Below are 13,713 nucleotides of genomic sequence, written 5' to 3' on the forward strand. Positions count from 1 at the left end.
TTATGTGTGCGGACCAATGGGAGGCGTGTGCACGTTTTCGTTCTGAGGCAACCATGAAGATAGATCCTTACCGAAATACTGACTCAGGCGTTCTCCCGCATCTATAAGTTGAATCACCTCCCGTCGGCCGAGTGCAGGATTGTCTGGGTTCATTTGCTGGGCAAGGCGTCTCATGAAAATGTTGCCTGCGAACAATTGTTCCTGCTCTGTCATCAGCATAAACACAGGTGGTCGGTCGTCACCATACAGCACGGCATCGAGCAACTGGCTGCGGCGAAATACCGCCTTGCCTGGCTGCAAGTCAGGATAGATCTCGACGTTTTCACAAACACCGACCAATTGGAGCAACTCCGACTCCGTTTCCTCGAAGACAATTTGCACGTCGCTCATCGTGCCTGTAGCAATTAGCTGCTTGCCATCACCATGCGAGGCATTAAGTGCTGTTTTGCAACGTTCGATGAGTCGCCAGCAGGCCACCAAGTCTTCAGCCAGGTCGCTGAAGCGTTTCATTGAGGCCTCCCAGATTCGCTCGACTTGCCGGTAAGAGTCTAGCCGGGTGAATGGCTGACCAGTCTCCTCCGCATCCACCCTCTGCTTCTTCATATCCTGCAAATCTTTTTCGCGTAGAAGGCAATCATTGCGCGCTTCGTCGAAGTAATAGGCGAGATTGTTGAAGTGGGCGACCAGAGCCGGAAGGTAGTGCGGCTCCGTGACGAACCAGCGACAGCGCACGCAATTGCGATTGCCACCAGGCACGGGACCGTTTCTCTGATTTGACGAAGAACCCTTAACGATTATCGGACCGCCGTTGTAACACCCCCCCACTGCGTTGTTGCCCTCAACATCACTAGTGTTGCCGCCAACCAGACACATGCCGTGGTGCATGGGCATCCAGCCCGTTGGGTTCCGTGCAGCTGGATGCAGAGGGATAGCTGCGGCAAGGCTAGCCGGGCTGTTGCAGATGGCCCTTTGCAACAATTCCTCATGCTCGGTGTCGAGCAGGAAGTTCTGGATACTGGACACCTTGTTTACTTCCAGCCGCTCCGCCGCCCCTAGGAGTACATCGCGAATGTGCGTTGCACCGGGCTTGGTGTAATAAAGCGTCATCAGCAGGCGGCTGTGGCCGACGAGTTTTTGCAGAACAGGGAACGGTACTTGGCCTTCGAGCGCCAAGGCAGTGATGAGGGAGACGCGCAAGCTATGCAAGGGAAAAAGGGTAGTCACGCGGTATCTCTGTCCCTCCGACAGTGGAAGGAAACGAATCGGTGCGCCGTTGCTATGGGTTTCTCCCCGGTCAGCGAGTCGCAGTTCCAGGGCCGCAAGCAAGCGAAACCAAGCCGTGGTCATTGTTTTCTCCGTAAGGGGGAGATGACGATCACCCTCAACTGCTTCCGGCATTCGGAACAGGAAGCAAGCGTCCGGAAAACTCGCAAGTTGCACGTCACTCTTCGCGTCGATGTGACGACCATCCAGCTCCGACCATCGCGTGCGACGCGAAATGGGGTTGTATTTCTCCTGCCAATTGCGCAGCTTCTCCAGGCAGTAGATGACGTCCTGATACACTGGCCCACCGAAGAGCCAGGGCAGGACGTAACCTTTTTCAGGCCCCGACTTGGCGATATCCGCGGTTTTGTTGGTGTTGATGTAGAGCATGGTCGAAGCGGCGTCGCCGTCTGCGGGTGAGGTATTGCGGCGGAAGACTCCCTGTCGAAGCGTGTGACGCTCGCTGCCTTGCGCGAGCCTGCTCGGGTTCAATGTCCAATCACCGCCCTCGTAACGCCAGGTGTCAGCCTCGCCTGAGTCGAGCATACGAACCTGAATCGTGCGCAGCGGTATGATGAGCTTTACGAGCAGAGCAACCCAACGAACCGGACTCCACATTTCCAACACCGCCCCACCTCGATAGTGAGGATTCACCATCTTCCGCTCGCGCCATACGCAGTCTGGGTCGTTGCGGTCAATCTGTTCGTCGTTCACCTCGAACCAGTCAGGTCCTAAGGAGGCGACCTGGTCGACTCCTCCTCTCAACGCACTCTGTGCCCACTGCCAATCGCGGAAATGCGGCCCCGCTGCCAGCATTTGCCGCAGTTCGTCAATGTAGCCGTAGGGCAGTGGCGAATGCACGCTCTCTTCGCGACGGGGGAGGCCACTGTTTGACATCCGGGCCACAGGGTTGCGAAAGGCTGGCGAGACCACTGGCTGCCCGCCATCCGCAAATTCACTGAACTCTCGCAACAGTACGAAGTTCAGGAAAGAGTGGATACGGTTATTGCACTTGATGCCATATGCCGAATCAGGACAACCCGTCCGATAGAAGTCAGGTAATACAGTGTTGCGCGTTAAAAGCTCCGCCGGGTCGAGCGGAAGGCCTTGCTGGATAAGGTATCGCTCGAAGAAAGCTACTAACGCGTAAAGCCGGTCAGATACGCCATGTGTTTCGCCCTTCAACCATTCCACTGCCAAGGTACGCCAAGCGGCGAGTTGCGGGTATTCGCGTGCGACCCAACCTAGGGTCGTGTCTGTCTCACGCTTTACTCCTTTCGCCTTGTCGGGCGGAAAGGAGAGGTTCTTGGGCGCTGGCTTTGTTTTCTTCTCAGCCATAAAGGTTTCTCATTCATTGAGTTCGAGGCCGTACAGCAACTGGTCGGATGCGGCGAGTACGCTGGGATATCTTTCCCGCAGCCGCTGGGCAGCAGCTCTAAGTTCTGCCATGGCCTCTCGGCTATTGGCCTGCGTATAGACTTCTTGGCTCTCCAGGGAAGCGTGGTGCATGAAGCGGCGGATAAGCGGCTTGTCGATGCCGGCGTTGAGTAAGCGGCGGCCATAGGCATGGCGGTGACCGTGCGGGGTCGTGCCCAGTGTTTTGCTCACCATCAGCCCGATTCGCTCGCAAGCGGCTGCATGGGCCTTGTTGTACTGCGTCAGTGTGTACATCGCGCCAAGAGGGGCGCGATTCAGGTTGATGAAGGCAAAGGGATGATCGCGCTCCATACGCGCCACCTGCTCCAAGTAACGGTGCCACAGGTGCAGGAACCACTCGCCGTACTCTGGCAAGAACCAGAACGCCAGCTTGTAATAGGCCGCATCATGGGTGCCCCCCTTCCAGCCGGCATGGCGACGGTCCATCAGGTCTGTACGAGGTACTAGTCCGAACTGGTGGGCAAGATATTCCGCTCGGTTGCCTTTACGTGGTCGCCCCAGATCGTCGCGCCAATCAACGGGTGCGGCACCGTAGCTTGGGTGATGAATGAGAACCTTAGCTTGACTGGCGGTCGCTGGATCCGGAAATACGTCGGAGATGTAGAGATGGAAAGGCTCTGATTCGCGGAAGCCTGCGCCGTGCAGCAGCAGCGTGATGAGCATGCCGCGATAATCAGGGCGCCCGACTGCGCAGAATCCCTTGAACAGTAGTTCTTCAAAGCGCTCTTCTGGGAAGGCCGGCGGTTCGCCTTTTTCGATCTTTGGGAGGCGTCGACCTCGCACACGGTGCCCGGTCTTGGCGGGGGATGCGTTCGTCGCCCAAGAGTGTCCGAGAAAGGCCTTGCTGCGTAGGAACTGGTAAGCAGCGTCGTCAGTTTGTCGATCGAATGCCCCACCCGAATAGCGCGGATTCACCTTTCCCACCTCGGGGCGCATCTCGCTGAGCCAATCGAAGAAGTCGGTCAGATTGGTGATGATGTGCGAGGCATCCTGCGGCGATCGTGGGGCCCAGCATAGTCTGCTCGGGTCGATGCCTGTTTCTAGGTCGAACGTCCCCGTGTAGAGACGTTGAGCGAAGTTTTGAAAAAGTCGATAGCTGTCGCGCTCTGCGGGATTGGTTTGTAGGTATTCGAGGAACATTCGTACTGAGCGTGTCACTTTCCTCATCCACATCAGACTTCGGTCGTGACTGCGGTAAAGGCAGTAGTCGAGCAACGACTCCAACACACCAGCGGGCGTCAATAGCGCGGGAAGCTCCGTGTAGACACCTGTGGCATCTGTATAGACGCGCGCCTTTACTGTCACAAACATGAGGCCTGCTCTATCTGTGTATTACGCACGTCAAAGCGCCCATTCGTGGCCTTCTCCGACGACTTGGTGCGACTCGCTGACTACGATTAGCGACCTGCCGCGATGCACCAAGCAGAAGCTAGACACGAGGTCTGCGTCGACGCCGGCTGCGGATGTTGTGTCGCCAAGCTTGCCGATCCAAACATAGCGGTGGGTTTCGAGGCAGGCCAAGTAGTAGCCGATAGGCATAGCATTGCTCCATCGATGTAATTGCGACACCCAAGCGTCTTTGAGTTATAGAAGACAGATGCAGGCAAAGCAAAAATGAAACGTCAAAGCCCTCCTGCCTAAATTAGTCGCTGCCGCCTACTCGATACCGGTCCCATCATGTATACATCACCTTAAACAAGGAAAAATCCCACGATGGAGCAGCACAGCGTTGCCCGCGCTGCCACCTTCGAACGGTGCAATATCAAGCAGTAAAATGACAACCTTCGAGCCAAGGAATAGCCAATGCTGCAAGCGGCGACAGGAAAGCTGTTTACCAACCGTAATGATCCACGTATCCGCACACTACGCGGCGTGATCTACACCAATCTGAGCCTTTGTACTTGGGAGCCCTTCAAGACCTTAATCGGAACTCTCCAGAACTTTGATTCGGCCAGCAACCCCAACGCTCTGTCTTATGAGTTGGTTGAGCAGATGGAAGCTGCACAGCCAGCTGCTGGGGTCTTGATCTCTCGGACAGTGGGCGCTTACATTCACGACTTTGCTGACGTGGCATCCTTCGGACTGCGTGCGATTTGCACGCCGGATGTTCGTGTCGCCGAACGTCTGTTGCACCAAAGACCCAGGCCCGGTGATCGACACCCGAGTGAGCGGTTAGCTCACTTCTATGATGCTACCGTCAATACCACGCTGGATGACCTCAAGGCTTTCGAGCATTTCGCCGAGCAACTGATGGGGCTTCGCCGCTCAACGTATCTCGCAGTCATTCAGGCCATCAGGACATACGTGGCTGCGGTGCACAGAATGAGCGATGACCTGAATCTCGCCTACACGCTTCTGGTCATGAGCGTCGAATCACTGGCGCAGAAGTTCGATGGCTACAAAACAGTCTGGGAAGACGTACCGAATAAAAACCGCGAGGCGATCGATGCAGCCCTAACCGGCGTTTCATCGGACCATGCACAAGCTGTTCGGGAGGCTGTTGTTGCATCTGAACACCCGCGCTTGGGGCAGCGATTCGTTCAATTCGTCCTCGAATACCTGCCTGCTGGCTATTTTTCCGAACTCGCCGACCGGGAAAAACGCCCGATCGGTCGCCGAGATATGGAGGCGGCCGTGCGGAACCTCTACGGGATCCGATCCAGCTACGTTCATACCCTAGAACCGCTGACGAAAGAGTTTCTTCATTTGGCCAGCCTTGGGGAAACCTATGAAGATCATGAAAAAATCATGTTCTCCTTTCAGGGGCTTTTTCGCTTGGTACGCGCCGTAATCATGGAATTCGTCAGCAAGGCAGAAAAGGTCGATCACGAGCCCTATGATTACGAGTGGGACAACCCCCATCTGCTGCGGCTACGGCAGGATCCCTCAGCTTGGATCTACAACGCTGAGGGACTGAATAATCAAAGTTGCCGTGCCTATTTCAGGGGGTTGGTCGAGCTCATCGACAGTTGTCTGTCGGAGTTTCCCAACCGAAAACTTCACCCGTTCGACGCGATAATTGAGAGTGGACTCAAGATGAGGCCGCAGTTTAATTCAGCCTCTCAGCTTGCCCTACTGGGGTTCTACTTCATCAACCAGCACTATCTAGGACAAGGCCAAGGCTCACCTACCTTTTCCGAGCAGGACATTGAGCTCATAAACAAACCGAGTCTCGAATCACTGATTACACATGCCGTGATAGGCAACGATACGGAATGGTTGCCTTCGGAGCACCGCCAACAGCTTGAACGTTACTATGCACAACGCTTCAAGCCAACTGGCATCAAAGCCCCGTCCCAGGTGGAAGCTTGCATGGGACTTGCTTTGGCGGAGCGTTACCGTCGGGCAGGGCAGGCGGAAGAGGCTCGATCCCAGATACTCAGGACGGCAGAGGACTTCGCGCACGATCCTAAATTGCGAGAGTTTTCACAGACCTTTGAGGCTGATGAGCCGATCCAGTGGCTGCAGATCGCGTATCCCAAAACGGCGTCTGGCAAAGTCCCCACGCTGGAGTGCATCGGTCTATGAGTGCCTGCTAATGGATAGCTTAATTGCGCGAGCACCAGCAGAGCGTTGTATGAAGCAAATTCGGTCTACATAGATATATGTCTCAACTACATCTGATGCTAATTTAAGGTATAGCTTTCTTATTTTCTGGTCAAAAAAATACCCCTCAGATAGGGGTATTGATGTACCCACAACCAGAAATACCCTAACTATGTATTCCCAGTTGGGGGCAATAACGTCGCGCTGGGCTTTTCACATGTCTCGAAAAAAGCCGAGGCGCGCTCAGAAATTTGATAACGATTTGCCCGACTCATGAATTAGTATTTCGCGCTCCCCATTCAAGGAGGACATCCTGTGACTTCAGTGCGGTGCTCTGGCTGCACGTTTTATCTATCTGAGTAGGCCATGGAAGACGTACGAAGCACCTGCACTCTTGTTCGAAAGTACCGGGCATTTATCAGCTACTCTCACGACGATGGCGAGGTCGCAAAATGGCTACACAACGCCCTTGAGACATGGAAGCTGCCATCAGACATACGGGCGCTGGTGCGCAAGCAACGGGGGGATTTGCGTCGTCTTTTTCCTGTCTTTATTGACCACGGAGAGTTGTCAAGTTCGCCCAGTCTTCGGCAGGCGCTCAAGCAAGCACTGGACAATTCCGATGCCTTGATCGTGCTTTGCTCACCCACATCGGCTACGTCCAACTGGGTGAATGAAGAGGTTCTGCATTTCAAGCGCACGCGACGAGGCGAGAAGATCATTACGGTCATGGTCGATAGCGCCCCAAAGCGCACGAACCATGCGTCGCCGAGTGACGAGTACTTTTGTCCGGCGTTGCGTCATCCGTTAGGTGAAGACAACGAGCTTGAAGTGAGTCAGCGTGAGGAACCTCTTGCGATCGATATGCGTGAACGCTCCGGCATCAGTCGTCGGGACGTATTGCTCAAGGTTATCGCCGGCATTGAAGGTGCGGCGGTTAGGTCGGCTTCGGTGAAGTTGAAAGTGGTGCCGCAGGATGCGGTGTGGGTGCCGGGTTTGAAGATGTGGAGTGGGTTCATGGGGGTGCGCTTTGGTGGGGATGGTGAGCGCAGTTTGGGATGGTGTTTGCGGCGGGGCTTTTAATCGGGTTTAGGGAGTGAATACGGCGGCGAACAATCGTCCGCGTTTATAGTTTTCTAGCAAAATAAAGGAGTGGCTTCTATCGAGGCCATTCCTTTTAATTACTGCCTAGCGACACTGAGCCGCTTGGCCTTTGGTCAAGCGCTGTGTTGTACCGGCGCGAATTCCGCCCTGACGAAGTATGTTTTTTCCTCTGCCCCAAGACTCGAAATTCCTGCCTGTGCGCCAACCTCTACTAGTTTCGCCTTGACCGAAAGTTCCAGGTTTTTGTCCGTGGAAAATGAGGTGTTTTCTTTAATTTCCAAAGAGGCTGACAGGCAACCGCCGACTTCGCGGGCAAATACTACGGCTTTCCAGGAGGGTTCGAAGGAGAGCCAAAAGAAGTTTTCACGTTTGACTGTGCTATCTGCTTTCCAAGGTCTGCCGGTTAATGAAAATTCACGGGTATCCAGTATGTCGTTGTTGCGTTCGGTTTTACCCGTGTAGCTGACGTCACCACCACCCATAGGGCCGACTTGGACCGATGCCTCCGCAGTGACGGTGCTGCGGGTTTTATCGGAAGCTTTTTTCGTGATGCTGATTTTGGTGGCCCCGAGATCAACTAATAGCTTGATCAATTCCGACTCGCGTTCTTCCAGAAGGATGGCGTCGTAGCTATCGCTTGGGATGTAGAGATTCCCCTTAACCGGATTCGAATCGTCGGTCAGTGGGTGTTTCCGGTAAGCCTTACCAACGACAGGATGGCCCGGCTGGAAACAATAGCCTTCGGCATTAGCTTGGCTGCGCGACAATGAGTGATGTTGTACATAGGCAGCGAGCAAGCGCGCTTCTTCTTGTACGGCTTGGCTGGGCTCTTCGGATGTTGCGCTACGGCCTTTTCCGATTAGAGATGCGCCAGCGCCCACGCCGGCGACAGCAGCCGCTATGACAGAAATAGGTAGGATAGGAATGAGGAATGACGACATAGCCGCAGCCGCAGCCCCTGCAGCCACTGCACCTGACAAGGCTGGTTTCGCGGTGAGGAGTGTTGTGTCTTGACCTGGGAATGTGAAGTTTGGCGTGTAGTCTGCGTCACCGCTTTGGGTTGGGCTTGATGCGAACGGGTCTTCGATGATGTAAATAAGATCTAGCATTGAGTAACGCTCCTTGTAGGCCAGACGCTTGTTTGCCAAGCCATGGTTTTGATCACTTCCTGCAAAGGAAGCGTTCTTCGATCCCTTTGTGTCGGCTGTACTCGACTGACCTTGATGAGGGGCATGTCGTTTAGATCCACCAACCTCGGACTGACTACACGTTTTAGTTCGGTTGAGCGGCTTTATAAAGGGGTTTATCGCGGATGTTAGTTACCCCGGCAAGCGGAGCCAGGACGAGTCTAGAAGGCTATGGATCGCTTCAGAGATTGCGTTCTTTGTTGATTGCCAAAGGCGTGAAACACCTGGGACCGTGGGCGGTCTAGGTGTTCGCCGCGACTTCGGTCATATGTTGCGTAAGCAAGGCGAAGTTTCAGATGCACTGAGTTGAATGGTTTAAGGCTGCTTTGCTACCGAACGGGGGCAAACCCCCTCGCCACAGCGTGTTCCATCAGCAATAGGTGCAGTGAGGGAGCCAGCCCCTCACTGCTGCGCCTGGCTGCTACCCAGGCTTGTGGTTATCCAGTACTCGGTTGACCGCCATCTCGCCCATCGTGATCAGCTGCTGCAACAGCAGCATCCTCTTGCGCTGCGGGCCTTCCATCAGCTCGGCGAAGTCGCTGGCCATGACGCTGGCCGATGACAACGAATCGTAGGCCTGGACCAGCAACGTTTCGTCATTCACCGCTGGATTGATGAGGAAGGTGCTGCTGGGGTTGCGGGACGGTATCGGCTCTTTCTGTGCCCCGGGGTTGAGGTAGAAGTTGAGCGCGCGGTCTGCCGCTTCTTTCATTTTCTTGGGGGCAAGATCGAGAGAGGCGTCGTAGGGTACTGGGCCGGTGTGCGGGGGATTCGGCGTTACTTTGAACATGAATTAGGTCCTCAAATGAGGCCGCAACTCTTTAGCTACTAAACAGAAGGGTGGCGGCTGTTCGCAGGTTAGTAGACCGGGGACCTAGCAATCCGGCGCGCCCGAGGGCGCCCTGCGCACAGCCACCATCAAGTGCAGGCATGTGAATACCTTACTGATAGATGCAAGTGCACCTGCTAGGAAACCGGGCTACTAAACCCGACCACTGATGAGCAGTGGCAGGTAAACGATAGAGGCCGAGGTTCAAGCGCACAAGCCAGCGAATTCTGGCGTACGCGTAGGCAACGACGCAAGGCGTTGTAGCCTCTTATGACGTAACACCGAGTGTCTTTAAACGCTCGCGCAAAAACCTGTTTAACCACGGCAGAAGCCGGCCGACATGCAGCCCAGTGTCGTTGTCGCGACTTCGTTCACATGTTGCGTATGGCTTCGTCATCCTTAAGCACGAACTCAAGCTCGATGCCCACGCCCTTCAGTACTTCGGTCACACGATCAATAAAGAACTCGCCTTGTTCGGGTAGCTAGTACAGTCCATTGATACGGATCTTAGGGTTTTTGCCTTTAGCCGGTGGGTAGCTTTCCAGCAATTCACCACTCTCAATGAAGGCTATGTAGGTGTTGATTTTCTCTTGAAGCAACAGCAGGTGCTCGCCCTCTTGGGCCTTGTCGCCCCATTCAAGGTGGTCGGTGATGACCAGCACGACGTTGTCGGGCTCCCACTCGGGTACTGCAATAATATCGACGACTTTTGTTTCTACGATGGACATGTCTGCTCCCTCAGAGCGTTGGGTCAGGTCGAAGAATGTCGACTCTGGTTGGTGGAATGGTGGTGCCGATTCAGTTGCTAGCTCAAGGATGGCCTGGCCGGCTTCTGGTTGCAGGTTGCCTTCGGTATCCATCGGCAGATATGGCCACTCAGGTATGTCACCCCACGGTGCGGAAAATCCGCCTGTTCCCCACCAAGTTGCATCATCGCCGCATACGGTTTGTTACTGCCAACGATGGCCGATCTGTCGGTCGCGTGGGTAGTGATGGAGGCCGATAGGCCGGCGGCGCTGACCTGCAGAATTTGGCCGGGCCAGTTGCCGTGTTTAGCGCGGTTCTCTGTAGTGACGGCGGAGACGTTCGGGCCATTGGGGGCGGCCTTCGTGTTCGAAGTTTTCCTCGGTTTGGGTGGCGAGTTCGGTGGCGATGGATTGCATGAGGGGGTTTAGGTTGCCGGTGGTTTGTTCGATTTGGTGCAGGGTTTGTTGTAGGTGCTGGGAGTTGAGTTCGATGGTGAGCATGGGGGCCTTGGTTTTGGGGGGGGGTGTGTCTGGGGGATTTGGGGGTTGGTTTGGGGCTGCTTTACAGCCCAGCGGGAGCAAGCTCCCTCGCCACAGGGGTGTGTTTGGTTTTGGGGTTTTGGTGGGATTGGGGGCGCCAGGATCAAAAGATCGCAGGCTTCGCCAGCTCCTACAGAGGGCGGCTTGCGGAGCGACGCGAGCTGGTAGATTGCGAGGCATTGGATCGTCACTTGATGAAGCAACTGGCATCCGCCGCGGCGGTATGGGGAATAGAGTCGCCTGCTTATTCGGCCGTAGGAAGTTACTCCGCAAAAGAGAAAATCAAGGCGCTTCAGTTAGGCACTTACCATGCTGTAGCGGGTTGTTAGTGTCGGGTGGTATTCACTTGGGAGCATAGACGTCACTGGCTGTGCCATTGACTCGCGGCCTACCAGAAGGTAGGGTCCGGCGATGACCACCTACTCAAGCACCTTTTACGAAATTCTCAACTGTGCCCGCACGCTCATTATCGCCGGCGGGTACAACGGCTTCAGCTATGCGGATATAGCCGAGTTTGTGGGTATTCGCAAAGCCAGTATTCACCACCACTTCCCTACCAAGGTGGATCTTGTACGCACGCTTGTTATGCGCTATCGAGAGGAAGCAGAAGCGGGACTGGGCGAAATAGAACGCCACTGTCCAGCCCCCGAAGACCAACTGCGCGCCTATATGGGGTATTGGCAATCCTGCATAGGTGATGCAACAAAAGGCTACTGCGTCTGCGCACTGCTGGCGACTCAGATTCCGGTATTACCGCAAGACGTGGTGGTCGAGGTGCGAACCCACTTTCTCGCGCTTTCCGGCTGGCTCACTTCCGTCCTTGAGCGAGGGTCCGCGCAAGGCGATTTCATGCTGCCCCGCGATGCACGCTCCGAGGCAGAAGCGTTTATGGCAACCGTTCACGGCGCGATGCTCTCGGCTCGCGCATACGGCGATCCCGAGATGTTTGGCGTGATTACTCTCCCGCTCATCGACAGGTTCCTGATCAAGCCATAGATGAATCGTCAGCCTCGGGTGGATGGCCTGTCGAAAATCGGCGCGCCGCAATCAGAACTGGAAGCAGCTGGCGCCCCATGTCCGACATTTGATACTCGACACGCAGAGGCTTTTCGCCGAAGTCGACGCGTTCGATCAAGCCATCCCTGGCCAGTTCGCGCAGATGCGCCGTCAGCATCTTCTGGGAGACGCCAGGCAGATCGCGCTTCAATTGCAGCGTGCGGATCGACGGATCGGCGTAGAGCCTGAACAGAATCGGTAGCTTCCATCGACTCTGGATCATTCTGATCATCCGGGCCACGTGCCAGGCCGAACCCTCAGGTCCAAGGCAAATCTCACGTTGTTGCTGACTGATAGGCACATAAAAGTGCGTACTGGTCTCATCCATCATCTCTATTTCGTTTCTGGCAAGCCCGGTTGCCGGGTACATCACCGGCGTCAATTTACGTATTGATGGGGGGCTTTCTCCGGTGATCTGAATTCGTGATGCATCGTTCCTGACATCGGACCGGCTTCGCGGTTGCCCTGAGTATCCCCTACGGTTTAGGCTGCGCCGGAGCTCAGGGAACCCGTGCACATGGTCATTGAAAAAAAGATAAACACAGCATCGGTCAGCATGAAGTCGCTGCATCCACTCGATCATGCGCTCGAGTTGCTGCATTTCGGGTTTCGCGGGCTGACCGTCAAGGCCGATCAGTTTCTGGCGACGCGCGACCTGTCCCGCATGCATCACCGTGTTCTCTACATCATCGCCCGGGCCGACGAGATAAATGTTGGTGATCTGGCGATGACATTAGGCATCAGCAAGCAAGCGTTACATCGACCGCTCAAGCACTTGATCGATCAGGATCTGGTGTGTTTCAGCCGCGCCCCGGAGCGCCATCGTTTCAAGCTGCTGGCGCTCACGGAAGCGGGCAGGACGGTCGAACAGACCGCCACTGAACTGGAGCGCCAGACCCTGGATCAAGCCTTTCACAATGTAGGGGCTGAAGGGCGAGAGGCCTGGACGACCGTGATGGCGTCACTGGCCGACAATCTGAACTGAAATCAGGTGATGCGCGCTCGCACCATGATGCACTTGGCGAGTGGGTCAAGCAGCGCTTCGGTTGCCTCATCGGGCGAGACCACGGTAGGGCTCACCATTAGAGGGTCGCAGGCCCCGCTGCTGACGAGGTCGAATACCTTGGGAATGTGTGGGCGTACATTGCAAAGGCCCACCGAAAGCGTGACGTCGCGCAGGTACATGCCGAAAAGGGGAATCTTCGGGTCATCGAAGATGATGCCGATGCACGAGCAGTGTCCGCCCGGCGCCAGTGCCAGCAGCCCACGGTGCAGTGACTCATGATCGCGGGTGGCGGATACGACAACGTCGTAACGCTCATCAAGAATCGTGGGCAGTTCGACGTTGGCACCGCTACGCAAAGCGAGACCCCGACGATATTCATTGTCGTCCAGATAGTCGACGCTGCCAGCGCCTGCGGCGACGGCCATCTGGACCGCGAGCACGCCGAGGCTTTCGGTGCCACCCACGACCAGAACGCGGGCGTTTTCACGGGTGCTGATTGGGCGGCTGGTGGCGACCCAGGCATCGGTGAGGTTGTCACTGGCGCTTGCCACCGCCAGCGGGTTGAGCCCCGTGGGCAAAGGGACCAGCATCGCGTCGGCAAATGGCACGTCGACCACTTCCGAAAACAGCCCGCCCCAATGGCCACCTGCCGGGACACCGTAGGCCGCGTGGCGCGGCACTGTCGTGCATGCGGTGGCACGCCCGGCGAGGCACTGAGGGCAAGTGCCACACGCGATCTTCCACGGCACGGAAACGAGGTCGCCGCGACGCACGGTCAGCACCGCGTCGCCTACTTTCAATACTTCTGCGACACACTCGTGGCCTAGCGCAAAGGGCGGTTTGAAAGGCGTAGTACCGGCTATCAATCGCCGGTCCAGGTCACAGGAAGCGGAAGCTATGGGGCGGACCAGCGCGCTGTGGGCACTGGAAAGCTTCGGTGACGGAGCCTCGATCCAGGCCAATCGGCCCGCACTTTGGACATTCAATACTTTCATTGGG

Annotated in this window: 11 protein-coding genes and 2 pseudogenes; 4 read left to right on the plus strand and 9 right to left on the minus strand. The window is 55.9% G+C overall.

What is annotated here, in order from left to right; translation table 11 throughout:
- Complete coding sequence (locus tag HB680_RS11665; RefSeq protein ID WP_213938707.1) at positions 1 to 2,601, minus strand: integrase family protein; 2,601 nt, start codon at positions 2,599 to 2,601, stop codon at positions 1 to 3.
- Between the two features lie 9 nt (positions 2,602 to 2,610).
- Positions 2,611 to 4,011 carry a gamma-mobile-trio recombinase GmtY gene (gene gmtY, locus HB680_RS11670; RefSeq protein ID WP_213938709.1) on the minus strand — a complete coding sequence of 467 codons (1,401 nt, stop codon included), beginning with the start codon at positions 4,009 to 4,011 and terminating at the stop codon, positions 2,611 to 2,613.
- Between the two features lie 492 nt (positions 4,012 to 4,503).
- On the opposite strand from gmtY, the gene HB680_RS11675 reads away from it, so the two are divergent.
- Positions 4,504 to 6,228: a hypothetical protein gene (locus HB680_RS11675; RefSeq protein ID WP_213938711.1), complete on the plus strand. Its 1,725-nt coding sequence runs from the start codon at positions 4,504 to 4,506 to the stop codon at positions 6,226 to 6,228.
- A 384-nt stretch (positions 6,229 to 6,612) separates the two neighbouring features.
- A complete protein-coding gene (locus HB680_RS11680) occupies positions 6,613 to 7,329 on the plus strand; it encodes a toll/interleukin-1 receptor domain-containing protein (RefSeq protein ID WP_213938713.1) in 717 nt (238 codons plus the stop codon).
- A gap of 134 nt (positions 7,330 to 7,463) precedes the next feature.
- On the opposite strand, the gene HB680_RS11685 is transcribed toward HB680_RS11680, so the two are convergent.
- From HB680_RS11685 to HB680_RS32740, 5 genes and pseudogenes are all read right to left on the minus strand, one after another.
- On the minus strand, positions 7,464 to 8,459 hold the full coding sequence (locus HB680_RS11685) for a hypothetical protein (RefSeq protein WP_213938715.1): 996 nt from the start codon (positions 8,457 to 8,459) through the stop codon (positions 7,464 to 7,466).
- A 499-nt stretch (positions 8,460 to 8,958) separates the two neighbouring features.
- Positions 8,959 to 9,327, minus strand: a complete 369-nt coding sequence (locus HB680_RS11690) for a DUF6124 family protein (RefSeq protein ID WP_213938717.1) — start codon at positions 9,325 to 9,327, stop codon at positions 8,959 to 8,961.
- 410 nt (positions 9,328 to 9,737) lie between these two features.
- A pseudogene (locus HB680_RS11695) lies at positions 9,738 to 10,094 on the minus strand (DUF6572 domain-containing protein).
- A 77-nt stretch (positions 10,095 to 10,171) separates the two neighbouring features.
- Positions 10,172 to 10,411, minus strand: a pseudogene (locus HB680_RS32735) (phage virion morphogenesis protein); the annotation flags it as partial.
- A gap of 7 nt (positions 10,412 to 10,418) precedes the next feature.
- The gene (locus HB680_RS32740; protein ID WP_256735514.1) at positions 10,419 to 10,613 is read right to left on the minus strand and encodes a phage virion morphogenesis protein; all 195 of its coding nucleotides are present in this window, start codon (positions 10,611 to 10,613) and stop codon (positions 10,419 to 10,421) included.
- A gap of 450 nt (positions 10,614 to 11,063) precedes the next feature.
- On the opposite strand from HB680_RS32740, the gene HB680_RS11705 reads away from it, so the two are divergent.
- Complete coding sequence (locus tag HB680_RS11705) at positions 11,064 to 11,648, plus strand: TetR/AcrR family transcriptional regulator (RefSeq protein WP_213938718.1); 585 nt, start codon at positions 11,064 to 11,066, stop codon at positions 11,646 to 11,648.
- Here the strand turns inward: HB680_RS11705 and HB680_RS11710 are convergent.
- Positions 11,638 to 12,078: a helix-turn-helix domain-containing protein gene (locus HB680_RS11710; RefSeq protein WP_256735515.1), complete on the minus strand. Its 441-nt coding sequence runs from the start codon at positions 12,076 to 12,078 to the stop codon at positions 11,638 to 11,640. The two genes, HB680_RS11705 and HB680_RS11710, sit on opposite strands and share 11 nt — an antisense overlap.
- A gap of 147 nt (positions 12,079 to 12,225) precedes the next feature.
- Here HB680_RS11710 and HB680_RS11715 point away from each other — a divergent pair, with 147 nt between their 5' ends.
- Positions 12,226 to 12,693, plus strand: a complete 468-nt coding sequence (locus HB680_RS11715; RefSeq protein WP_213938720.1) for a MarR family transcriptional regulator — start codon at positions 12,226 to 12,228, stop codon at positions 12,691 to 12,693.
- A 2-nt stretch (positions 12,694 to 12,695) separates the two neighbouring features.
- On the opposite strand, the gene HB680_RS11720 is transcribed toward HB680_RS11715, so the two are convergent.
- Positions 12,696 to 13,709, minus strand: a complete 1,014-nt coding sequence (locus HB680_RS11720; protein ID WP_213938722.1) for an alcohol dehydrogenase catalytic domain-containing protein — start codon at positions 13,707 to 13,709, stop codon at positions 12,696 to 12,698.
- Positions 13,710 to 13,713 lie beyond the last annotated feature (4 nt).

This window comes from Pseudomonas sp. dw_612, assembly GCF_018449725.1.
In the GTDB taxonomy this organism is placed as follows: Bacteria; Pseudomonadota; Gammaproteobacteria; order Pseudomonadales; family Pseudomonadaceae; genus Aquipseudomonas.

Bases quoted from the DNA above. Each gene is read 5' to 3' on its own strand.
- HB680_RS11665 (WP_213938707.1), bottom strand. From the start codon at position 2,601: ATGGCTGAGAAGAAAACAAAGCCAGCGCCCAAGAACCTCTCCTTTCCG.
- gmtY (WP_213938709.1), bottom strand. From the start codon at position 4,011: ATGTTTGTGACAGTAAAGGCGCGCGTCTATACAGATGCCACAGGTGTC.
- HB680_RS11675 (WP_213938711.1), top strand. From the start codon at position 4,504: ATGCTGCAAGCGGCGACAGGAAAGCTGTTTACCAACCGTAATGATCCA.
- HB680_RS11680 (WP_213938713.1), top strand. From the start codon at position 6,613: ATGGAAGACGTACGAAGCACCTGCACTCTTGTTCGAAAGTACCGGGCA.
- HB680_RS11685 (WP_213938715.1), bottom strand. From the start codon at position 8,459: ATGCTAGATCTTATTTACATCATCGAAGACCCGTTCGCATCAAGCCCA.
- HB680_RS11690 (WP_213938717.1), bottom strand. From the start codon at position 9,327: ATGTTCAAAGTAACGCCGAATCCCCCGCACACCGGCCCAGTACCCTAC.
- HB680_RS32740 (WP_256735514.1), bottom strand. From the start codon at position 10,613: ATGCTCACCATCGAACTCAACTCCCAGCACCTACAACAAACCCTGCAC.
- HB680_RS11705 (WP_213938718.1), top strand. From the start codon at position 11,064: ATGACCACCTACTCAAGCACCTTTTACGAAATTCTCAACTGTGCCCGC.
- HB680_RS11710 (WP_256735515.1), bottom strand. From the start codon at position 12,078: ATGTACCCGGCAACCGGGCTTGCCAGAAACGAAATAGAGATGATGGAT.
- HB680_RS11715 (WP_213938720.1), top strand. From the start codon at position 12,226: ATGGTCATTGAAAAAAAGATAAACACAGCATCGGTCAGCATGAAGTCG.
- HB680_RS11720 (WP_213938722.1), bottom strand. From the start codon at position 13,709: ATGAAAGTATTGAATGTCCAAAGTGCGGGCCGATTGGCCTGGATCGAG.